The sequence below is a fragment of the Pseudidiomarina salilacus genome (assembly GCF_047323925.1).
GTDB classification, from domain to species: domain Bacteria; phylum Pseudomonadota; class Gammaproteobacteria; order Enterobacterales; family Alteromonadaceae; genus Pseudidiomarina; species Pseudidiomarina salilacus.
The window spans coordinates 1,528,306-1,548,665 of sequence record NZ_CP178751.1 but is presented as its reverse complement, the minus strand read 5'-3'; the positions used below and the strand labels follow the sequence as shown (position 1 = coordinate 1,548,665).

Here is a 20,360-nt window from a genome sequence, read left to right as displayed (position 1 = left end):
GTAGTATGAAGACCTTGTATGCATTCTTGATGACAGCGTTGTTGGTGGTCACTGGAACTGCCGATGCGAATAGCGAAGTGATACGTGATGAAAATCCGTACGCCTTGCTGGAACGCGTTGCGAATAAAACCGCTGAACGGATTGGTGCAGATCGTAGCAAGATTAACGAAGATCTTGATTACTTGCGGGTTATTATCCGCGAAGAGTTGATGCCGTACGTTGACTCTACCTATGCAGCGAAGCGTGTACTTGGGCGTAATCTTAAAGATACGACCGAAGAGCAACGCCGTCAGTTTTATGCGGTCTTTCGTGAATACTTGGTCGCCACCTATGGTCGTGCATTTACCCAGTATGATGAAACTAAACATCAGTTCCAGTTTGAACAAGCGCGTGAACTAGGTCCAGAAGACCGCATGGTTGAGGTCAATACTCGTCTTATCGAAGAAGACGGTCGCCCGCCGATTCGCATGGACTTTAAACTGCGCTATGACAAAGATGAGCGTTTGTGGAAAGCCTACGACTTAGTGGTTGAAGGCGTCAGTTTGCTGAATAGCAAAGCAGCAGAAATTTCGTCGGTGATTCGTAGTCGCGGTATTGACGGTACTATCGAATTGCTCGACGAGAAGGCAAACGAGCCGATCCAACCTTATTCAGAAGAAGGTTAAATCATGTCGGCCTCGATAGCTTGGTCATTAGAAAACGGTCATCTCGTCTTTAACGGCGAGTTGACGCGTGCTACCGTACCGCAAGTATGGTCAGCACGTGAACAGTGGCAGACGGAATCACAAGAGTGCCTAATCGTCGATCTGGCCGCCGTTGAACATGTGGATTCCGCGGGCGTCGCCATGTTATTGCAATTAAAACGTCTGCTAGCAGCACAACAGCGGGAACTTTCGCTGACCCAACCGAGTCAGCAATTTAAAGCCATTGCCGACGTCAGTGGCGCTACTGAACTTTTAAATCTCTAACAATAGAACTCAATTGATGACAACCGACGATATAAAAGATCTTCTTTCAGCCGCACTTGAACTCGATGAACTCATCGTTAAGGTTGATGGTAGTCACGCTTCCATCACCGCAGTTAGCGAGCAATTCAGTGAACTGAGTCGCGTAAAGAAACAGCAAATTATTTATGCACCATTGAAAGATTTGATTGCTAGTGGTGAACTACACGCTGTATCTATTAAAACTTACACCCCGACTGAATGGCAGCGCGAGAAGAAACTCGCGATGCTCAGCTAACACGAGTAGTGCGCTATGCAAAAATTAGTAATTACTGGAGGCCGTGCACTGCGCGGTGAAGTCGTGATCTCAGGCGCAAAAAATGCTGCGCTACCGATTTTGATGGCAAGTATCCTCGCCACCGAAGACGTACAAATAGACAACGTGCCAGCGTTGCAAGACGTAAAAACCTCAATGAAGTTGCTAGCGGACTTAGGTGTTAACAGCGAGCAACTTGGCCTAAATAGCTATCTGATCCATCCACAGCAACTGACCAACCATATCGCCAGCTACGATCTAGTGAAAACCATGCGGGCATCGATTTTGATCCTCGGTCCGTTGTTGGCTCGCCATGGCAAAGCGCAAGTCTCATTGCCTGGAGGCTGCGCCATTGGCGCACGCCCAGTCAATCTGCACATTGAGGGGCTGCGTGAAATGGGCGCCCACATTACGGTCGAAAATGGTTACATCCATGCCGAAGTGGAAGACCGTTTGCAGGGCGCAACCATTGTCATGGATACCGTAAGTGTCACCGGCACCGAAAACCTGATGATGGCGGCAACGCTGGCGCGCGGTGTCACTACTATTGAGAACGCTGCACGCGAACCAGAAGTGGTCGACTTAGCCAAGTTCCTCAATACCTTAGGTGCAGATATTCGTGGCGCAGGGACCGACACCATTAAGATTCATGGGGTAGAGAAATTGCACGGTGGTCATTACAGCGTGCAACCCGATCGCATCGAAACTGGTACTTTCTTAGTGGCAGCCTTGGCTACGGGTGGTGATGTGACCTGTAAAAATACCGATCCAAGCATGCTCGATGCGGTGATGAAGAAACTTACCGAAGCGGGCGCTACCATCAGCAAAGGTGATGACTGGATTCGCTTGCAGGCGCCGACACGTCCACGTCCGGTGAATGTCATTACGGCGCCACACCCGGCCTTTCCAACCGATATGCAAGCACAGTTCTGTGCCTTGAATGCCATTGCAGATGGCACCGGTTGGGTACGTGAAACCATTTTTGAAAACCGCTTCATGCACGTGCCTGAATTACAGCGCATGGGTGCAAGTATCGAGCTTGAGGGCAACACCGCGATTTGCAAAGGAGTCGCTAAGCTTGAAGGTGCACAAGTGATGTGTACTGACTTGCGCGCTTCTGCGTCATTGGTGATTGCGGGCTTGGTAGCTGAAGGCGAAACTACGGTGCAACGGATTTATCATATCGACCGTGGTTACGAAACAATCGAGAAAAAGCTGACCGCACTTGGCGCTCAAATTGAGCGCCGCGACTAAGCTAATTACTTAGTTTGGCAGCTTGCCAATAGTGACCGTGGTGGTAAGCTCCTCATCACCACGGAAGAAGGTCACCGCCAACTCAACGCCTGGCCGAGTATTAGAAATCAGAGCGAGTCCATCGGCAGCCGAGGTAATGGGTTCACCGGCAATATCGACGATGTAATCGTTGGGTTGCAAACCAGCTTGCGCAGCTGGACTGCCTTCGTCAACGCCAGTTAGGAAAATACCAGGGCGTTGATAGTTGCGTGAGTTGGGCACTGAATCACTGGTTTGTATGCCCAAATAGCCACGCACCACTTCACCTTCCTCAATCAAAGTCCGCATAATGCCTTTAGCAAGCGTATAGGGCACTGCAAAATAGATACCTTCTACGCCCTGACCAGCGGGGCCACGAAATTGAGCGTTATTGATGCCTACCAAATAGCCTTGGCTATTGACCAAGGCGCCGCCAGACGCGCCTTCGTTAATCACCGCATCCATTTGCAGCAAATCGGCATGACTATTGATCACGCCCATGCGACCACCGGTCGCACTGACAATACCTTGGGTGATGGTTTGCCCTAGATTGAGCGGATTACCAATCGCGAGTACCACATCCCCCACCCGGGTGCGCAGCTCATCGTTTTGCGGAATCACCGGTAGGTTATCAAGTTCCACGCGTAACACCGCCAAGTCAGTGACGTTATCGATACCGATCACTTGGGCACTGGTTTGACGGCCGTCTTGTAAGGCAATTTGCACGCTACTGACGTTGGCGACCACGTGCGCAGCAGTAATAATGTGCCCCACGTTGTCCATAATGACGCCAGAGCCTAAGCGTAATACTGAGTTATTACGACGGTTGTAGTAGGAGCCGCGCTGTTCGCTCATGCTATAGATATTGACGACCGCCGGTGCCGCACGATTTACGGCGGTGGCAAAACTGAAGGCTTCATCGGGTTGTTGGCGTTTGGCTTGCCATGCTTCTAGCAAGGGCATCGCCCAAATGACTAAAGCAGCAACGACGATACCAAGCAGTACCGAGCGTAAAATATAACTAAGCCAACTCTTAGTAGTTGCTGCATTCATGAAATGTCGTTCCCTGTAGTGTCAGTCTATGGTTGTTATTGTTGCCCTAGCATAGCACTTCTTGTAAAAAGAAGGCAGCCTTTAGGGGGCTGCCTTCGGAGTGTGCGCTGTGTAATAGTGTTGGCTGCCTAACCGCCGCGCAACACTAAATAGAGTGAAGAATTACCGCGGCGAATATTCAGAGCCACAACTCCTTGAGCACTGTCTAAAACGTTGCGCAGCTCACTTACGCTGCTGACCGGCTGACGGTTGACTGCCATAATGACATCGTCTTTGCGTAAGCCATAGCGCACAGCCATCGAGCCTTCTTCGAGTTCAGTGATCGTTAAACCGCCGTCACTGGCTGGGGCTAGTGTTGCACCTTGCAATGCCGGGTGTAAATCGGCAGCCTCAACAGCTTGTTCATCGGCGGTCAGGGTGACTTCTAGGGTACGTTCGTCGCCATCGCGTAGCACGGTAATTTCAATTGGCTTACCAACGCCCATGGTTTGAATGCGTGCTGACAAATCACCGAAGTTACGGATGCGCTCGCCATTCACTGCGGTAATCACGTCACCTGACAAGAGACCAGCTTCGGCTGCAGCACTCTCTGGTACCACTTCAGCGACAAAGGCACCTTGGTTAGCTTTCAGGTTGAGAGCTTCGGCAATATCGGCGGTTAAATCATTACCGCGGACACCAAGTACGCCGCGGCGCACTTCACCAAACTCGATCAGTTGCTGTACGAGAGCTTCCATCATGTCGGATGGAATTGCAAAACCGATACCAATATTGCCTCCGTTAGGACCCAAAATAGCGGTGTTAATACCGATGAGTTTGCCATCCAAAGTCACCAACGCACCACCAGAGTTACCGCTGTTAATGGCGGCATCAGTTTGAATAAAGTTCTCGATTTCTTCGATGCCCAAACCGCTGCGGCCTAACGCGCTGACAATCCCTGAAGTGACGGTCTGACCAAGACCAAAGGGGTTGCCAATTGCCACGACAAAGTCACCGACACGCAAATCGGCAGAACTGCCAATTTCGATATCGGTCAGGCCTTCGCCATCTTTAATCTTGAGCAGGGCGATGTCGGAGTTCGCATCCGTACCAATGACTTCAGCGTCGAACTGTTCGCCGTCTTTGAGAGTGACAAGAATTTCGCTGGCACCATCGATAACGTGATTATTGGTGACCACGTAGCCTTTTTCGGCATCAATGATGACACCCGAGCCTAAGCCTCGGAAAGGCCGCTCCTGCACTTGTTCTTGCGGACCATTCGGGCCAAAGAAAAAGCGGAACATATCGGGAATACGTTGACGAACTTCGCGGCTGCCTTTTACCGAGATATTGACAACCGCTGGGGTGACTTCTTCCAACATCGGCGCCAAAGTTGGCGTTTCATCTTTGTTGTTGAAGAAAGGGATATTCGCTTGCGCTGTGCCCAGCGTCAGCAAACTAGTTAAAGTAAGTACTGCAAATAGCTTTAATTTCATAGGGTACGGACTCCTTTAATCAACACGCCCTTGCGTGCAAGTAAAGACCTACCCTATGGAAATAAGTTCAGCTTCGAGTTGTTTCAAGATGTTTTTTCGTCGGAAGACGAAAAAAGTCCGCTTTTCTTGTCGGAGTAATCACGCGGTGGCTCCTGCGCGGTTTCTTTTTCTTTCGCGGTGGAGTCTTTTTGCAACTGGCTCGCCATCCGTAATTGACGCATGGTGTCTTCAGCGAAAAACGGTAAGCTTGGTTGCGCCTGCTCCTGTTGCAATAAATCAGAACTGTGCTGCAAGTAAGCTTTCAGCTTGTCTTGCGTTTCTTCAAGCTGCTCCACTAAAGCACTGGCCGTGGCGAAATGTTCCGCAACTTCTTGCTGGTAGTTCGCCAACTGCTCACGGCTTTGCTGCACTTCTTGGTTCAAACGCGCTTCATCTGAGTGCTCCTTCAACCAGTAACGGGCAATGAAAAAGCCAACAATAGCTCCTGCTAATACTAGTAGAATGCCGATCAATGCACTCATAGAAAAACTCCTTAAAAACGCGGTTCACATGATAAACTAGTCCCCCATAGCATAATCTAGAATAGGGTCGAAGTGGTAGTGACAAACCAAAACATTACCCCATTGCAAAAATACCAGGCGGATTTAGCCAGTGGTGGCTTTACGCCGGATGCCGCACAACGCCGCGCTGTAGAAGCATTACAAAGGTTATATGACGACCTATTAAGGTTTCGGCAGCAGCAACAAGGCGGCTTGCTTAATCGCATCAAAGCTTGGTTCGGAAGTACTCCAAAGGCTCCTCAAGGTATTTATTTTTGGGGCGGAGTAGGGCGCGGCAAGACTTATTTAGTCGATACCTTTTACGAAACGCTGCCATTTGAGCAAAAATTACGCGTTCACTTTCACCGCTTTATGCATCGCGTGCATAAAGAATTAAAAGAGCTCAAAGGCCGCAGCGATCCGCTACCTATTATTGCCGACAAACTTGCCAGTGAGGCGCAAATCGTCTGTTTCGATGAGTTTTTCGTGCAAGACATCACCGATGCCATGATCCTTGGCACGCTGATGCAAGAATTGTTTAAACGCAATGTGGTACTGGTTGCCACCTCCAACATTGTGCCTGACGATCTGTATCGAAATGGCTTACAGCGCGCGCGTTTCTTACCTGCTATTGAGCTGATTAAGCAGCATTGTGAAGTGATCAATGTCGATAGCGGTATCGATTATCGTTTGCGCACACTAACCAAAGCAGAAATTTATCATTCACCACTCGATGATGACGCTGATAAAAACTTGCAGCGTTATTTTACTGAGCTAGCACCAGATCATTGCAGCCGCAACACCGATGGCACGATTCGTATCAATGGTCGTGATATTCCCGTTCGGCTAGAATGTGACGATGTCGTGTTGTTTGACTTCGAAGCGATTTGTGGCGGTCCGCGCTCGCAAAACGACTACATCGAGCTGGCGCAGTTGTATCATGCAGTACTCATTAGCAACGTGCCGCAACTTGGGAGCCAAAATGACGATGCCGCGCGCCGGTTTATCGCCTTGGTGGATGAATTTTATGAACGCCGCGTGAAGCTGATCATGTCAGGCGCAGTGCCACTGGAGCAATTATATACTCAGGGTAAACTCGAATTTGAATTTCGCCGCTGTATGAGTCGGCTGCTCGAAATGCAAAGTCACGATTACTTAGGATTAGCCCACAAACCATGACACTTACGCATTGGACACTCGCCCTTGGAGGCCTCGGTTTATTGCTGCTCGGTATGCAGCTTTTAACTGAAGGTTTAAAAACTGCTGCAGGAAGTCATCTGCAACAGTTTCTTGAGCGTTCAACCCAAACTCGGGCGCGCGCAGCGTTGTCAGGGTTTGCTGTGACCGCAGTGGTGCAGTCGTCCAGCGCAGTCGTAGTTGCCTTACTTGGTTTCACCAATGCTGGCATGCTGAAGCTGCGACAAGCAGCTTGGGTGCTATTTGGAAGCAATGTTGGCACCACCATGACAGCGTGGATTGTCGCGTTGATCGGGTTAAAAATAAATATCGGGATTATCGCCTGGCCGCTCATTGGCTTGGGGATGCTGCTGCAACTGCTACAAAAAAAGACAACGCTAGGCAGTGTGGGGTTGGCCATTGCCGGCTTCGGGGTGCTTTTTGTCGGTCTCGATACCCTGCGTGATGCGTTCGAGCTGGTTGTCACGTTGCTGCCGGTTGAGCAATTACAAGTCAGCGGCATTGGTGGGATCCTCCTTGCCGTTGCAGCGGGAACGGCGTTAACCATCTTGGTGCAATCATCGTCTGCTGCGCTTGCAATTATCCTTACCGCATCCGTCAGTGGTATTTTTTCACCGTTGGCCGGTGCCGCGGTTGTCATTGGTGCCAATATCGGAACCACCGCGACCGCAATCCTTGCGAGTTTCGGTGCGACTGCCCATGCGAAACGGTTGTCGGCGGTACATGTGTTAATGAACGCGGTTACGGGGCTCACCGCATTGGTGTTATTGGTGCCGTTGTGGCTGACGGCTGAGTGGTTGGCTGGCGGCGAGCAGGTTGTGAATATCAGCACTGGGCTAGCTGTCTTCCATACTCTGTTTAACGCAATGGGTCTCGGTCTGATGTGGCTCCTCGATGAACGAATTTTTCGTGCAGTTGAGCGTTGGTACCGATTACCAGCGCTGCGCTCAGGAGAGCCTCGCTTTCTTGATAAAACTATACTCGAAGTTCCGGCTATGGGGTTGCGTGCGGTGCAACAAGAGCAAGCACGTGTCTTGCGGCAGTATCAATTGCGCTTGCGTGCGTTATTGCGCGATTCGCAGTTGCCTGATGAAGCTGTAGAAGACATTGCGACAGGCGAGTTGTTGCAGCACATCGCCGCCTATCTCCAGAAGCTAAGCACCCATCCAATGCAAGGCGATGAAGCGCTGCAGTTAACGGAACTCTATGGTCAGCAAGCACGGCTACTTGACTTGCGACAACTGGTTGAAAAGCTGGCAGTGGCGGCAACTACGGAGATCGATGCGAGCTTGGCACAAGGCTTGCGCGAGCTGCTACTTGAGCTGTTGAGCGGTTCACAGATGAACGAGCGCAGCCCAGCACAATGGCAAACTATCGTGAGTGCTATCCAGTCCACGCGCAGTTTATTACGCAGTAATTGGCTGCAACAAATAGCGCGCGCTGAATTAGCGCCGACGCAGGGCGTTGTCTTAGTGCAGCTCGCGAGCCATTGGGAACGTTGTGCGGTGCTGCTTGCTGCGCTCGAAAATCAACAGCCGTCATTGAATTACTTATAACAGCGTTGATCTTTTAAGCACTTTTCCCTATAATCCGCGCAGCCCACGTTACAGGTACAACTAACCAGTGTGTGGTGAAACCACAACGGTTGTTGTGGTTCGCGGGGAAGCCCGGAACTACTGTCGTGAACCTTTAAAAAAGAGTAAGTTTCAATGAGTACATTTGTTGCAAAACCAGAAACTGTACAACGTGACTGGTATGTTATTGACGCCGAAGGTAAAACTTTAGGTCGCTTAGCGACTGAAGTCGCTCGCCGTTTACGCGGTAAGCATAAGCCTGAGTACACACCTCACGTCGACACTGGTGATTACATCATCATCGTTAACGCTGAGAAAGTGGCGGTTACTGGCCGTAAGGCACAGAACAAGATCTACTATTCACACTCTGGGTATCCAGGTGGTATCAAGGAAATCAGCTTCGAGAAGTTGATCGCCAAGAAACCAGAAATGGTCATTCAGAAAGCGGTGAAAGGTATGTTACCTCGTGGTCCACTGGGTCGTGCCATGTTCCGTAAACTGAAAGTATATGCAGGCACCGAGCACAATCATGTCGCTCAACAGCCTAAACAACTTGAAATTTAATACGGAGCACTAAGAAAATGGCAGAGAATCAATACTACGGTACTGGTCGTCGCAAAAGCTCAACTGCACGCGTTTTCTTGCGTCCAGGCAGCGGCAACATCAGCATCAATAACCGCACCCTAGAAGAATACTTCGGCCGTGAAACTGCGCAAATGGTTGTTCGTCAGCCACTTGAGTTAGTTGACATGGTTGAGAAATTCGATTTGTACATCACCGTTAAAGGTGGTGGTTCAAGTGGTCAAGCTGGCGCTGTGCGTCACGGTATCACTCGTGCACTTATGCAATACGACGAAGCTCTTCGTGGTGACTTGCGTCGCGCGGGTTACGTTACTCGTGACGCGCGTCAAGTTGAACGTAAGAAAGTCGGCTTGCACAAAGCTCGTAAGCGTCCACAGTTCTCAAAACGTTAATCGTTTACGAAACTGTACGTTTCAGGCAAAACAAAACCCGGCCAATGTGCCGGGTTTTTTGTCTTTGTCCTTGTAAAAATCAGGGTATTTCTTTATCATCTGAAAGCATTTTTTTGCCGATTGTCTGTGTGATGTGAGCACAGGCAGTTCTAACGCAGCAGCTAATTACTGACTCCGCGGCAACGTCTCGCGGAGCGTCCAAACTGGAGAGTAAGTGGATGAGCAATGCGCCTGTAGATAAAGGCCGCCGTCGTTTTCTGACTGTCGCAACCTCAGTGGTTGGCGCAGCGGGCGCGGTGGGTGTTGCTGTTCCTTTCATTGCGTCATGGAACCCGAGTGCGAAAGCGAAAAACGCGGGTGCCCCAGTGGAAGTGAACATCGGAAAAGCCGAACCGGGTCAATTGATTCGTGTTGAGTGGCGAGGGCAGCCTGTTTGGGTGGTACGTCGTACCCCTGAAATGCTAGCGAGCCTTGAGGGTCTTGCAGATAAACTGCGTGATCCCAATTCAGAAGAAGCTCAACAGCCTGAATATGCGACAAACTTGCATCGTTCGCGCAAAGAAGAATTTCTTGTCGCGGTCGGGATTTGTACGCACTTAGGTTGTTCTCCTCAGTTCCTCGATAATTCTTTCGACGGATACGTTGAGGGTGTGCAAGCTGGTTTCTTCTGCCCATGTCATGGTTCAACGTTTGATATCGCTGGTCGCGTGTTCAAGGGTGTACCTGCGCCGTTAAATTTGGTGGTGCCACCGCATTACTACATTAACGACACCACCATTTTGGTGGGTGAAGACGGGGAGCAAGCCTAATGAAGAAATTAATCGCCTGGTTTGACGAACGCATTCCGATGACCAAGACGTGGAATATCCACCTTGCGCAATATCCGGCTCCAAAGAACTTTAACTTCTGGTACCTGTTTGGTGTTTTAGCCATGTTGGTACTGGTGAACCAAATCCTTACGGGCATTTGGTTGACGATGAACTATGTACCGTCGGCAGAAGGCGCATTTGCCTCTGTTGAGTACATCATGCGCGATATCGACTACGGTTGGTTGCTGCGCTATATGCATTCTACTGGTGCCTCAGCCTTCTTCGTGGTGGTCTATCTGCACATGCTACGCGGCATGATGTATGGCTCTTACCAGAAGCCGCGCGAGTTGTTGTGGGTATTCGGTATGCTCATCTTCCTGGTGCTGATGGCCGAAGCCTTCATGGGTTACTTGCTACCATGGGGACAAATGTCCTACTGGGGTGCACAGGTTATTATCTCGCTGTTCGGTGCGATTCCGATCATTGGTGATGATTTGACGCTGTGGATTCGTGGTGATTACGTTATCTCTGGCGCGACCTTGAACCGTTTCTTTGCACTGCATGTCATCGCATTGCCTTTGGTGTTAGTCATTTTGGTGTTCTTGCACATCATCGCGTTGCATGAAGTGGGTTCGAACAACCCAGAGGGCATTGCGATTAAGAAGCCGAAGGGCTCTGTACCTGAGTCAGAAAAACCGAAGTTCCAGTTCCATGAGCGCTTCACCAAGAAGTACGATATCGTCGATGCGATTCCGTTCTTCCCGTACTACGTGGTGAAAGATCTGATCGGTATCGGTATTTTCTTATTCCTATTCTGTTACGTGATCTTCTTTGCTCCGGCGATGGGCGGCTTGTTCCTTGAGCCACCAAACTTTGAGCCAGCGAACCCGTTAAAAACACCTGAGCATATTGCACCAGTTTGGTATTTCACACCGTTCTACGCAATATTACGTGCGGTGCCAGATAAACTGTTGGGCGTTATCTTGATGTTCGGTGCAATTGTTGCGCTATTCGTGTTGCCATGGTTGGATCGCGGTAAAGTGCGCTCGATTCGCTATCGTTGCGGCTTGCACAAGCTGAACTTGATCGTGTTCTGTATCAGCTTTGTGGCGCTTGGCTACTTGGGTCTGAAACCAGCAACTGAGGTCTACACCTTCTTTGCGCGTGTGTTCACATTCTTGTACTTCGCCTTCTTCATCTTACTGTTCTTCTACAGTAAAAATGAGAACACGAAGCCAGTTCCAGAGAGGATTACTAAGTGATGAAACAGTTTCTTAAAACGACTCTACTGGTAGCCGCTACTTTATGGTCAGTTGCAAGCTTTGCAGCTGACCCAACGGTACCGCTTGATAAAGCCAAAATCGATTTGCATGACAAAGCCTCATTGCAACGCGGTGCGCAGTTGTTCATGAACTACTGCTTAGGTTGTCACTCGATGGAATATCAGCGTTATCAGCGTACTTTCAATGATATCGGTATTCCTGAAGACCTCGGTATTGAAAACTTGCAGTTTACTGGCGAGAAAGTGGGCGACTTGATCACGAACGCAATGCCAACTGAGTCGGCAAATGCTTGGTTCGGTACCGCGGCACCTGACTTAACGTTGGTTGCTCGGGTGCGCGGCGCGGATTGGCTATACACTTACTTCCGTTCGTTCTATGTCGATGAATCACGTCCATTTGGCGTGAACAACGCGGTATTCCCGAACGTGGGTATGCCGCACGTACTGCAAGAACTGCAGGGCGTGCCGCGTAAAACCACCGAAGAGCGTATGGTTGATGGCGAGATGCAAGACGTTTACGTGGGTATCAAAGCCGATGGCAGCGGTATGCTTACGGAAGCTGAATACGACCAAGCGATGTTAGATTTAACTAACTTCTTGGTTTACACCGGTGAACCTATGCTGCTCGAACAGCGTCGGATGGGCTGGTATGTATTCGGTTTCTTATTAGTCTTCACAATTTTTGCGTGGCTGTTGAAGCGCGAATTTTTTAGAGACGTGAAGTAATGATGGAGAAAGACATGTCGGTTGCGGCAAACAAACGGTCAGTGATGACCCTCTATTCGGGCCGAAATGACTTACGCAGTCATCAGGTGCGAATTGTGTTAGCAGAAAAAGGCGTGAGCGTAGAAATCACCTACGTTGACGGCGATAACAAGCCAGAGGACTTATTGCAATTAAATCCGTATGCGGATGCATTGCCAACCCTGGTGGATCGCGAACTGGTTCTGTATAACGCTCATATCATCATGGAATACCTTGATGAACGTTTCCCGCATCCGCCATTGATGCCGGTTTACCCGGTAGCTCGTGGTACCAGCCGCTTGATGATGTATCGTATTGAGCGCGACTGGTACGCATTGGCTGAAGCAATTGGCAAAGGCGGTAAGGGTGTTGAAGCGGCACGTCAGGAGTTACGCGAAGGTATCTTAGCGTTAGCGCCAATTTTTGCGGATACACCGTTCTTCATGAGTGAAGAGTTTACTTTGGTTGATTGCTATTTGGCGCCATTGTTGTGGCGTCTCCCGAGTTATGGAATTCAGCTTGAAGGCGCAGCGGCGAAAGCTGTCAAAGCCTACATGCTGCGCGTTTTCGAACGTGACTCATTCCAAGAGTCACTCACTGATATCGAGCGAGAGCTTGGCAAGTGAGTGATATGAGTGCGATGTCAGCACGCCGCCCGTATATGTTGCGGGCGGTGTACGACTGGCTGGTAGATAACCAGTTAACGCCTCATCTGGTTGTCGATGCCACCCAACCGCATTGCCAAGTGCCTTTTGAGTTCGTTAAAGACGGCCAAATTGTGTTGAATATTGCGCCATCTGCGGTAGGTAATTTGCAATTGCTGAATGATAGTGTGCAGTTCAGTGCACGTTTTTCAGGTAAGCCACACCGCGTCTACGTGCCAATTGCAGCCGTAGTTGCTTTATATGCGCGCGAAAACGGCGCGGGAACTATCTTCGAAGATGAGCCGCAGTTGCACGAACCGCAGCCTGAGCCCTCAACCGAGGCGCCGACTGACAAGCCAACGAAAAAGCGCCCCAACCTCAAAGTCATCAAATAAGTTCGGTGTTCGGTTTTCGTCCGTTCGGCGATGCCTCACTATTAGTGCGCTCGCTATGCTCGCTTTTCGAATAGCGAAGCGGACGAACAGCGAAGCGTACGAACCACGAATCACGATTTGTTTATTCGAAGGCGTCGATGACGCGGGTGACGCCATTGGTATTACGCGAAATCTCAATTGCCTTCTGCGCCATCGTACGATCGATAAGTCCCATCAAAAAGACCTCACCGTTTTCCGTGACAACTTTGATTTTATTCGCATCTACTTCTTCATCAGTCACCATTTTGGCCTTGATCTTACTGGTGAGCCAACTGTCTTTGCTGATGCGTGATAAAGGAATCACCTCTTGCACCCGCAGTTCATTGTGCACACGTTGCACGCCGTTTTCGTCGCGTGCGATGCGCGCGGCAAATTCAGCTAACCCGGCGTTCGGTACTTGTCCAAGTAGCAAGACTGAACGGTTAAACGAAACGACCTGAATGCGACTTTCGCTAAGGCGTTCTTCACCTTTAAGTGCTGCAATCACCCGAATTTCAATCGCTTGATCATCGACCTGTGTGCCGATGGTGCGCGAGTCAGTGGCGGAAGAAATGCCAACTGCGGTCGCGCCAACTAGAGCAGCGGTGCAACCCGAAAGGCTCAATACGGCGGTGAGTGCAAGTGCAGGAAGTGCAAGTGAACGGCGCATTAGTAACTCTCCTCCTGTGGAAAAATCTGCTGTTCAGCAAGGCTGCACAGCATATTGACCAATTGCAGTAAATGTTCCGTAACACGCGCGGAATTGCGCGATGGAATGCGAATTTCAACATCATCAGGACCGAGCAAGCCGGCGACGTCCTGATCGCCGTCGTTGGTCAAAGCTATGATCAGCATGTCGCGACTTAATGCAGCTTCCATGGCGCGACTCACCCGTGGTGCGCGATTGCCTGCGCTGAGCACGACCAACACATCGTTGGGCTGGCCGACGGCAAGAATTTGCTGTGAGAAGATTGCTTCGTGCTCGTTGGCACCGTAATCCGCATGGAGTGCATGCACTGGGAACGGCGGGCGCTCGAATTGCAAACCAGTCAGCATGATATGGGCAAAATGACGGGCGCTGGCATGGGCCATGCTTTCGCCACAGCAGTAGATTTTTTGCCCCCGCAATAATGAATCAACTAGTAGCTCAGCTGCTGCCATGACAGGCTCTTGCAGCAAATCTGCACTGGCGATTTGAGTTTGAATGCACTCAGTAAAGATGGCTTTGACCGGCTCTTGCATAAGTCCTCGTTAAAATGCATCAGGCAACCAATAGAGCTGCTCGGGCTGTTGGCAAATGGCGACCACATCGAAACGCATTGCCGTTACATGTTCGTCAAGTCGGTGCGATAGTAAATAAAATTGCGCACTACGTCTAACACGTAGACACTGATCGGGAGTGATTTGTTCGACCACGGTGGCAAAATCTTCATTGCGGCGGGTTTTAACTTCAACAAACACCCAAGCTGCACGATCACGCATAATGATATCGATTTCGCCCAGATCGCAGCGAAAATTCTGCTCGACCAATTTTAATCCTTGCGCTTCTAAGTAACCTAAGGCTGAAGCTTCACCCTCATTACCTAAATCATGTGCCAACATCCGTGTGGCTCCTGTGTGTCGTGTACGCTGCTATTCTGCGACGACTTCATGTCCGTCGTACTGCGCCCAATCTAATTCGCGTTGTAACGCCGTTGGGCTGCCATAGAGATCTCCGGTTAAGCCGGCAAGTCGAAAGCCCGGCAACGCTGCAAGCACGTGGCGGTGACGACTTAACAGAATGGCATCATGACCAAAGGCTGCGAGTCGCGCGAGTGAATAGCCCCAGCTCGAGCGCAGCGCCAAAATGTCATTCAATTCGTGGTAACGAGGGTGGCCTGGGACTAACCATGGCGCCTCGGTAAAATGCACTTCGTTCAAATCATTTTCGCTTAGTTGATCGCGCAAGATGTGGCTCGCTGAGGTCGCGTACACTGGAATGCGTTGATTGAACGGTGAAATATTGACGTCAATAAAGGGTTTCAGCAGCCGAGTCTGCTCAATATTGCCGGGCAAAAAGATAACATCGAAATCTTCACGGCTACGAGGCTCGGCGTCGACCAGAATCTTACCAGCAGCGATTTTCACCTGCCAAATGCGTGCATCACTAGCGCTAACCCCCAACTTCTCTTGAACTATGGTTTTCATGTCTTCTGGGGTGCGGTAATAACCACTTTCGATAGTTGCTTCTGGCTGTAAATCTCGAAAGGCGTCAGTGAAGTTATTCACTGCGTTGCGACCACTATTGCTGTCTGCCGCCAGCACCAGCGGCTGTCGATAGCCCCGCTCAACTAAGGTTTGTGCAATTTGGGCAATTTCCCATTCTGGATCTAGCGCAAACCACATGGCTGGTGAAGTGCCTAATTCACTGGCATTGTTAAGGGCGAACCAAGGTGTCGCGGTTTGTTCGAGCGTCGCGCCATCTACTTTACTGACATTGTCTTTCAGCAATGGACCAATAACGATATCGGCTTGCGCGCGTTGCACTTCTTCGCTGAGGGTGGTGAAGTCAAACTTTGCCGTATCACGAACCACGATTTGCAGTTGTGGTAACTCGCCCAGCGCCAAAATCATGCCATCCAGCACCGCTTGCCCTTGCTCAGCAAACTGTCCTGATAAGGGCAGCAGGACTAACGCAACCTGGCTGGTCAACGGCTGTAGATTCTGCTGCAAAACTTGAGCGACCGCTTGCGCAGGGTGTGAACGATAACGTAATTGCCAGCCTTGAATCGCCGACACATCTTCATCGTTGGCTTGTTCATGTGCGGCTTGTAACAACGCTAGCCAGCCGCTGGCTAAGTCACCTGTGGCGGTAAGTTGTTGTGGTCGGTGCGCATCGCGCAGGACCGACCAAACAACTTCACTGGCTTCGGCTTCAGCGGCTGCGGCGAGATAATCTAATTGATACTGAGCTGCTTGTTGCGGCTGCCGCGTTTGCACGGCAATATCTCGCGCCAAACGCGAGGTTGCCGGTGCGACATCGTCAGCTGCTAATAGCGGGGCTAGTGACTGTTTGGCGGCTTGCCATTGCTTTTGACTGGCAAACCACTGAGCTTCGGCAAATTGGATCTGTCTTTGCTGGCTCTCGCTCAATCGGTGCGTAAACCGACGCAATTCACTCAGCAGCAAGGCACTGGTTTGCCATTCACCCTGCTCCTGTTTCGCGGCTAAGGCTTCGAGTAAAATACTTAGCTGCCGTGTTTGCGATGACTCGGCCGCGACTTCAGCTAAGATCTCTGCTAAATCCTGTGCATCGGTGGTGACCTCTGGCACTGTGATCGTGTCGATGCCCGATTCTCCGCGATCGTCTGATGCTAAGGGTTGCGATCGATCCGAGCTCGCACAAGCTGTTAGGGTACAAACCAGTATGCAGAGGAATAATTTCTTTGGCACAATAGACAAACTCACCAGTGGCTGCTCACATTATCCAGAAATGTAGTCATACTATAAACCTAGGCACCCAGCGAAACAACGTAACGGGGCAAATCTTACAAGGGGTTAACATGACGCAACCACAGCCCGGCACACTCTACATTGTCCCAACGCCGATTGGTAATCTGGGCGATTTGTCACCGCGCGCGCAACAAGTGTTACAACAAGTGGCGGCGATTGCGGCGGAAGATACCCGCCATAGTCGGCAGCTTTTGCAGCAATTCACGATTGATAACGAAGTATTTGCCTTGCATGAACATAATGAACGTGAGCGCGCAGCGCGAGTGATTGAGCGGCTGCAACGGGGTGACGACTTGGCGCTCATTAGTGATGCGGGCACGCCACTGATCAGCGATCCTGGTTATGTCTTGGTGCAGCAAGCGCGGCAGGCTGGAATAAAGGTTGTGGCATTGCCTGGACCCTGCGCAATTACCACCGCGCTTTCTGGTGCCGGTTTAGCCACGGACCGCTTTACGTTTGAAGGCTTTTTGCCGGCCAAGCCGCAACAACGGCGCAAGACCCTCGAGGCGCTGCTGACCGAACCGCGCACCATGGTGTTTTATGAATCGCCACATCGGATAGTGCACGCTCTGGAAGATTTAGAAACGGTGTTCGGTGCCGAGCGCGAAATGGTGATGGCGCGGGAGCTTAGCAAACAGTTTGAGACCTTTTTACATGGCAGTATTGCTGAGGTTCGCGCGCAGGTGTTGGCCGATAGCAACCAACAACGTGGTGAGATGGTACTCATCCTAGCGGGCGCCGAGTTGCAACAAGATACTGATGAAATTAACGCCCAAGCACTGCGCACGGTGCAAGTGCTGCGTGAACACTTACCCCTAAAGAAAGCCGCCGCTTGTGCCGCTGAAATTCACGGTGTGCGTAAAAACCAGCTGTATCAACTGGCGCTCGACGCCGATAACACGTAGAATGCGCCGCTGAGTTGGCCAGACAATCGCTGCCTATGCTTGCATAGGGGGAGGAAAGTCCGGGCTCCACAGGGCAGGGTGCCAGATAACGTCTGGGCGGCGCAAGCCGACGACTAGTGCAACAGAGAGCAAACCGCCGATGGCCTGCGCAAGCAGGATCAGGTAAGGGTGAAAGGGTGCGGTAAGAGCGCACCGCGCGACTGGTAACAGTTCGTGGCACGGTAAACTCCACCCGGAGCAAGGTCAAATAGGGGTTCATTGGCGCGGCCCGCGTTGAACCCGGGTAGACTGCTTGAACGCTAGAGTGATTTAGCGGCTAGACGAATGATTGTCCACGACAGAACCCGGCTTATCGGCCAGCTCACCTTATTCTTTGTCAGCAGGTGTGGCGCTCAGGCGCACCTGCTCGTTATGCAAATGCGCAAACTTCATAAACGCGTCCAAGCGCATACTGCGCCCGTAAAAAAAGCCTTGTTGGAAATGACAGCCTTTGTCGCGCAAGAACTCAACTTGCGAACGTTCTTCCACACCTTCGGCAATCACCTGCATATTCAACGTAAAAGCAATTCTTAGCAGCACTTCGACCAAAGCTGTTTGGGTCGGATTAACCGGCACATTCGCGAGGAAGCCGCGATCGATTTTGATCACATCAATCGGGTAGGAGCGTAAATAATTCAGGCTCGAGTAACCGGTACCAAAGTCATCAATTGCAAGATGTACGCCGGCACTGCGCAATTTTTTAAGATTGTCGAGTTGCCGTTCTTTATTGCGCATCAACATCGACTCAGTAATTTCGAGCATTAAGTGATCGGCAGGCATACCTGCTTGCTCGAGTGCAGCAAGCCAATTGTCTGCGGCATCTTTGTCGTTAAATTCCCGTGGCGAGCGGTTTACCGCAATGGTCAAATCGAGACCGTTATCACGCATTTTTTGCCAGTCTTTGATGACCTGCTGCAACACGTATTCACCGAGCCAAATAATAGCACCAGTTTTTTCCGCAATCGGGATGAACTCAGCAGGTGAAATCGCACCCCGTGTCGGGTGGTCCCAGCGAATGAGTGCCTCACAGCGGCTGAGTAGGCCAGACTGCGTATCGATCACCGGTTGATACTCGACATGAAACTGTTGGGTATCCAGTGCGGTTATCATCTGGTGATGCAAAGCAATGTGCTGCTCAGTGGCTTGGCGTAAATGTTCATCAAAGAACGACACACTCATAGAGCCTGTCGATTTGGCCGCGTACAAAGCCAATTCTGCACACTTGATGAGTGCTTGCGCCTCAGTTGCATCACGCGGGAACAGGGCAATCCCCACGCTAGCGGTGATATTAATCTGATTGTGCGCTATTTCGGTGGTGTTCATAATTTCCGATAAACAGCGCCGCGCCATCGCTTCAACTTCGACACTATCTATCGACTGCTGACTGATGATTGCAAACTCGTCACCGCCAATGCGTCCCAAGATATCCTCTGGCGGTAGCATTGTCGCTAAGCGTTCAACCACTTTTTGTAGCAACGCATCACCAATTTCGTGGCCCAAGGCATCGTTGATATCGCGCAAATGATCAAGATCAAGCAGTAAAATCGCAAAACCACTATTGTTCATTTCAGCATTTTCAATGCACTGTAGCAGTTTGTGATTAAAAAATTGCCGATTCGGCAAGTCCGTGAGTGGGTCAAAGCGCGACTGGTAGCTGATCGTATAAAAAGCACGGCGTAAGCGACTTTGCGTCACGATCAAAATACTAAACGCCATGACGATAAGGGCAATAACTCCGCCACCGACTAACCACAGCCAAGTGAAATCGCGATCCGCCGGTAACCATTTACCATCGCGTGGGGCAAGGGTGATTTGCCAGGTATCTCCCGGTACGTTGACTGCCATCGAAATATTATCGTCGGCCAGCATTTGTGGCTTGCCGGAAATTAATTTGGTTTGCTTTGAATCTGCTGACTTACGCGTCAATATGACTTGATATTCTGGATGACGGTGCAGCGCTATCTTATCGAACATCGCTTGATGATCTATCACCAAGGATGCGATACCCCATAGTTTATCTTGTTCATCGAAAATCGGCAGGCGGGCAACCAAAGCAACGCCACCCTGAACCAAATCCACTGGACCAGCGAGCATGATGTCTTGGCTCGCGATCGCTAAAAGTACTTCATGGTATTGCGCAGTCACGGTGCGGTAATCTAAGCCTAGGGCGCCAACATTCTGTTCTTCAGGATAAATATACGAAACCACCAGATCCGGTGCCAAGGCGAGGTGACTGATATCGAGTTCAAGGTCCATAAACTCATCTATCATGCGCTGCAAGCGCTCGCGGTCAGGTGTGTCTTGCCCTAAGATTTCTGGTTTTAATGCGCGTAGCACTAATACGTTGGCTTGAATACGCTGTTCGATACTGGCGCGGATAGCACTCATTTGTTCGTAAGCGCGACGTTTTTCACCTTCGATGATCTGATTACGCTGATTATCCACAATGGCATAAAGCGCATAAATTAAACCGATCGCAATCAATGAGAGGCCAACAAAGTCTCGTACCAACCGAAATTTCGCTTGGCGCGGCGTTACTAAACTGTCAGAGAAGACTAACTTGCTGATTAATTTACGCAATGTTCGGGCTTTTTTAATAATTATGATTCGCAACTCCATCATCTAGCACAAAACCACTTGCGTCAAGATATGTCGCACACCGCAAACTACCGTTTTTTTCCTTGACAG

At 50.4% G+C, this 20,360-nt stretch carries 22 protein-coding genes and 1 other RNA gene; 15 read left to right on the top strand and 8 right to left on the bottom strand.

Annotation, left to right across the window (positions count from 1 at the left end; genetic code table 11):
• Window positions 1-5: 5 nt before the first annotated feature.
• From ACJ8W9_RS07385 to murA, 4 genes are read left to right on the top strand one after another with little or no spacing between them, the layout of a single operon-like run.
• Window positions 6-665, top strand: a complete 660-nt coding sequence (locus ACJ8W9_RS07385) for a phospholipid-binding protein MlaC (protein WP_411359223.1) — start codon at window positions 6-8, stop codon at window positions 663-665.
• 3 nt (window positions 666-668) lie between these two features.
• Window positions 669-968, top strand: coding sequence for a lipid asymmetry maintenance protein MlaB (locus ACJ8W9_RS07380; protein ID WP_411359222.1), 300 nt, complete (start codon window positions 669-671; stop codon window positions 966-968).
• A 16-nt stretch (window positions 969-984) separates the two neighbouring features.
• Entirely contained in the window at window positions 985-1,242 is a 258-nt protein-coding gene (locus tag ACJ8W9_RS07375; protein WP_411359221.1) for a BolA family protein, read from the top strand.
• 15 nt (window positions 1,243-1,257) lie between these two features.
• On the top strand, window positions 1,258-2,514 hold the full coding sequence (murA, locus tag ACJ8W9_RS07370; RefSeq protein WP_411359220.1) for a UDP-N-acetylglucosamine 1-carboxyvinyltransferase: 1,257 nt from the start codon (window positions 1,258-1,260) through the stop codon (window positions 2,512-2,514).
• A gap of 9 nt (window positions 2,515-2,523) precedes the next feature.
• On the opposite strand, the gene ACJ8W9_RS07365 is transcribed toward murA, so the two are convergent.
• The 3 genes from ACJ8W9_RS07365 to ACJ8W9_RS07355 all read right to left on the bottom strand — a co-directional run bounded on the left by ACJ8W9_RS07365 (window position 2,524) and on the right by ACJ8W9_RS07355 (window position 5,581).
• Window positions 2,524-3,585 (bottom strand): trypsin-like peptidase domain-containing protein, encoded by a 1,062-nt coding sequence (locus tag ACJ8W9_RS07365; protein WP_411359219.1) that lies wholly within the window; start codon window positions 3,583-3,585, stop codon window positions 2,524-2,526.
• Window positions 3,586-3,713: 128 nt separating this feature from the next.
• The gene (locus ACJ8W9_RS07360) at window positions 3,714-5,060 is read right to left on the bottom strand and encodes a DegQ family serine endoprotease (protein ID WP_411359218.1); all 1,347 of its coding nucleotides are present in this window, start codon (window positions 5,058-5,060) and stop codon (window positions 3,714-3,716) included.
• Window positions 5,061-5,143: 83 nt separating this feature from the next.
• A complete protein-coding gene (locus ACJ8W9_RS07355; RefSeq protein ID WP_411359217.1) occupies window positions 5,144-5,581 on the bottom strand; it encodes a YhcB family protein in 438 nt (145 codons plus the stop codon).
• Between the two features lie 93 nt (window positions 5,582-5,674).
• On the opposite strand from ACJ8W9_RS07355, the gene zapE reads away from it, so the two are divergent.
• From zapE to ACJ8W9_RS07310, 9 genes are all read left to right on the top strand, one after another.
• Complete coding sequence (gene zapE / locus ACJ8W9_RS07350; RefSeq protein ID WP_411359306.1) at window positions 5,675-6,778, top strand: cell division protein ZapE; 1,104 nt, start codon at window positions 5,675-5,677, stop codon at window positions 6,776-6,778.
• Window positions 6,775-8,352: a Na/Pi cotransporter family protein gene (locus ACJ8W9_RS07345; RefSeq protein WP_411360768.1), complete on the top strand. Its 1,578-nt coding sequence runs from the start codon at window positions 6,775-6,777 to the stop codon at window positions 8,350-8,352. Before zapE ends, ACJ8W9_RS07345 begins: the two co-directional genes overlap by 4 nt.
• 153 nt (window positions 8,353-8,505) lie before the next feature.
• Window positions 8,506-8,934 carry a 50S ribosomal protein L13 gene (gene rplM / locus ACJ8W9_RS07340; RefSeq protein WP_034731300.1) on the top strand — a complete coding sequence of 143 codons (429 nt, stop codon included), beginning with the start codon at window positions 8,506-8,508 and terminating at the stop codon, window positions 8,932-8,934.
• A 17-nt stretch (window positions 8,935-8,951) separates the two neighbouring features.
• On the top strand, window positions 8,952-9,344 hold the full coding sequence (rpsI, locus tag ACJ8W9_RS07335; protein ID WP_034731302.1) for a 30S ribosomal protein S9: 393 nt from the start codon (window positions 8,952-8,954) through the stop codon (window positions 9,342-9,344).
• Window positions 9,345-9,562: 218 nt separating this feature from the next.
• A complete protein-coding gene (gene petA, locus ACJ8W9_RS07330; protein WP_411359215.1) occupies window positions 9,563-10,153 on the top strand; it encodes a ubiquinol-cytochrome c reductase iron-sulfur subunit in 591 nt (196 codons plus the stop codon).
• The gene (locus ACJ8W9_RS07325; protein ID WP_411359214.1) at window positions 10,153-11,415 is read left to right on the top strand and encodes a cytochrome b; all 1,263 of its coding nucleotides are present in this window, start codon (window positions 10,153-10,155) and stop codon (window positions 11,413-11,415) included. Before petA ends, ACJ8W9_RS07325 begins: the two co-directional genes overlap by 1 nt.
• Entirely contained in the window at window positions 11,415-12,161 is a 747-nt protein-coding gene (locus ACJ8W9_RS07320) for a cytochrome c1 (RefSeq protein ID WP_411359305.1), read from the top strand. The genes ACJ8W9_RS07325 and ACJ8W9_RS07320 overlap by 1 nt, the downstream gene beginning before the upstream one ends.
• A 14-nt stretch (window positions 12,162-12,175) precedes the next feature.
• Window positions 12,176-12,805 carry a stringent starvation protein SspA gene (gene sspA, locus ACJ8W9_RS07315; RefSeq protein ID WP_411359213.1) on the top strand — a complete coding sequence of 210 codons (630 nt, stop codon included), beginning with the start codon at window positions 12,176-12,178 and terminating at the stop codon, window positions 12,803-12,805.
• A 5-nt stretch (window positions 12,806-12,810) separates the two neighbouring features.
• The gene (locus tag ACJ8W9_RS07310) at window positions 12,811-13,218 is read left to right on the top strand and encodes a ClpXP protease specificity-enhancing factor (RefSeq protein ID WP_411359212.1); all 408 of its coding nucleotides are present in this window, start codon (window positions 12,811-12,813) and stop codon (window positions 13,216-13,218) included.
• Between the two features lie 121 nt (window positions 13,219-13,339).
• On the opposite strand, the gene dolP is transcribed toward ACJ8W9_RS07310, so the two are convergent.
• Genes dolP through ACJ8W9_RS07290 form a run of 4 tightly spaced genes read right to left on the bottom strand, consistent with a single transcriptional unit; the run spans window position 13,340 to window position 16,683 of the window.
• Entirely contained in the window at window positions 13,340-13,906 is a 567-nt protein-coding gene (gene dolP, locus ACJ8W9_RS07305) for a division/outer membrane stress-associated lipid-binding lipoprotein (RefSeq protein WP_411360767.1), read from the bottom strand.
• Complete coding sequence (locus ACJ8W9_RS07300; protein ID WP_034731312.1) at window positions 13,906-14,478, bottom strand: SIS domain-containing protein; 573 nt, start codon at window positions 14,476-14,478, stop codon at window positions 13,906-13,908. The genes dolP and ACJ8W9_RS07300 overlap by 1 nt, the downstream gene beginning before the upstream one ends.
• Window positions 14,479-14,487: 9 nt before the next feature.
• Window positions 14,488-14,838, bottom strand: a complete 351-nt coding sequence (locus tag ACJ8W9_RS07295) for a YraN family protein (RefSeq protein WP_411359210.1) — start codon at window positions 14,836-14,838, stop codon at window positions 14,488-14,490.
• Between the two features lie 30 nt (window positions 14,839-14,868).
• Entirely contained in the window at window positions 14,869-16,683 is a 1,815-nt protein-coding gene (locus tag ACJ8W9_RS07290) for a penicillin-binding protein activator (RefSeq protein ID WP_411360766.1), read from the bottom strand.
• 95 nt (window positions 16,684-16,778) lie between these two features.
• Here ACJ8W9_RS07290 and rsmI point away from each other — a divergent pair, with 95 nt between their 5' ends.
• Complete coding sequence (gene rsmI / locus ACJ8W9_RS07285) at window positions 16,779-17,633, top strand: 16S rRNA (cytidine(1402)-2'-O)-methyltransferase (protein ID WP_411360765.1); 855 nt, start codon at window positions 16,779-16,781, stop codon at window positions 17,631-17,633.
• 10 nt (window positions 17,634-17,643) lie between these two features.
• Window positions 17,644-18,001: RNase P RNA component class A (rnpB, locus tag ACJ8W9_RS07280), an RNA gene on the top strand.
• Here the strand turns inward: rnpB and ACJ8W9_RS07275 are convergent.
• On the bottom strand, window positions 18,000-20,252 hold the full coding sequence (locus ACJ8W9_RS07275) for a putative bifunctional diguanylate cyclase/phosphodiesterase (protein WP_411359207.1): 2,253 nt from the start codon (window positions 20,250-20,252) through the stop codon (window positions 18,000-18,002). The two genes, rnpB and ACJ8W9_RS07275, sit on opposite strands and share 2 nt — an antisense overlap.
• Window positions 20,253-20,360 lie beyond the last annotated feature (108 nt).

Coding starts and splice junctions, on each gene's coding strand:
- ACJ8W9_RS07375 (WP_411359221.1), top strand. CDS start 985: ATGACAACCGACGATATAAAAGATCTTCTTTCAGCCGCACTTGAACTC.
- rplM (WP_034731300.1), top strand. CDS start 8,506: ATGAGTACATTTGTTGCAAAACCAGAAACTGTACAACGTGACTGGTAT.
- ACJ8W9_RS07385 (WP_411359223.1), top strand. CDS start 6: ATGAAGACCTTGTATGCATTCTTGATGACAGCGTTGTTGGTGGTCACT.
- ACJ8W9_RS07355 (WP_411359217.1), bottom strand. CDS start 5,581: ATGAGTGCATTGATCGGCATTCTACTAGTATTAGCAGGAGCTATTGTT.
- murA (WP_411359220.1), top strand. CDS start 1,258: ATGCAAAAATTAGTAATTACTGGAGGCCGTGCACTGCGCGGTGAAGTC.
- ACJ8W9_RS07360 (WP_411359218.1), bottom strand. CDS start 5,060: ATGAAATTAAAGCTATTTGCAGTACTTACTTTAACTAGTTTGCTGACG.
- petA (WP_411359215.1), top strand. CDS start 9,563: ATGAGCAATGCGCCTGTAGATAAAGGCCGCCGTCGTTTTCTGACTGTC.
- ACJ8W9_RS07320 (WP_411359305.1), top strand. CDS start 11,415: ATGAAACAGTTTCTTAAAACGACTCTACTGGTAGCCGCTACTTTATGG.
- ACJ8W9_RS07365 (WP_411359219.1), bottom strand. CDS start 3,585: ATGAATGCAGCAACTACTAAGAGTTGGCTTAGTTATATTTTACGCTCG.
- ACJ8W9_RS07380 (WP_411359222.1), top strand. CDS start 669: ATGTCGGCCTCGATAGCTTGGTCATTAGAAAACGGTCATCTCGTCTTT.
- rsmI (WP_411360765.1), top strand. CDS start 16,779: ATGACGCAACCACAGCCCGGCACACTCTACATTGTCCCAACGCCGATT.
- ACJ8W9_RS07310 (WP_411359212.1), top strand. CDS start 12,811: ATGAGTGCGATGTCAGCACGCCGCCCGTATATGTTGCGGGCGGTGTAC.
- ACJ8W9_RS07300 (WP_034731312.1), bottom strand. CDS start 14,478: ATGCAAGAGCCGGTCAAAGCCATCTTTACTGAGTGCATTCAAACTCAA.
- rpsI (WP_034731302.1), top strand. CDS start 8,952: ATGGCAGAGAATCAATACTACGGTACTGGTCGTCGCAAAAGCTCAACT.
- ACJ8W9_RS07345 (WP_411360768.1), top strand. CDS start 6,775: ATGACACTTACGCATTGGACACTCGCCCTTGGAGGCCTCGGTTTATTG.
- ACJ8W9_RS07325 (WP_411359214.1), top strand. CDS start 10,153: ATGAAGAAATTAATCGCCTGGTTTGACGAACGCATTCCGATGACCAAG.
- ACJ8W9_RS07295 (WP_411359210.1), bottom strand. CDS start 14,838: ATGTTGGCACATGATTTAGGTAATGAGGGTGAAGCTTCAGCCTTAGGT.
- dolP (WP_411360767.1), bottom strand. CDS start 13,906: ATGCGCCGTTCACTTGCACTTCCTGCACTTGCACTCACCGCCGTATTG.
- sspA (WP_411359213.1), top strand. CDS start 12,176: ATGTCGGTTGCGGCAAACAAACGGTCAGTGATGACCCTCTATTCGGGC.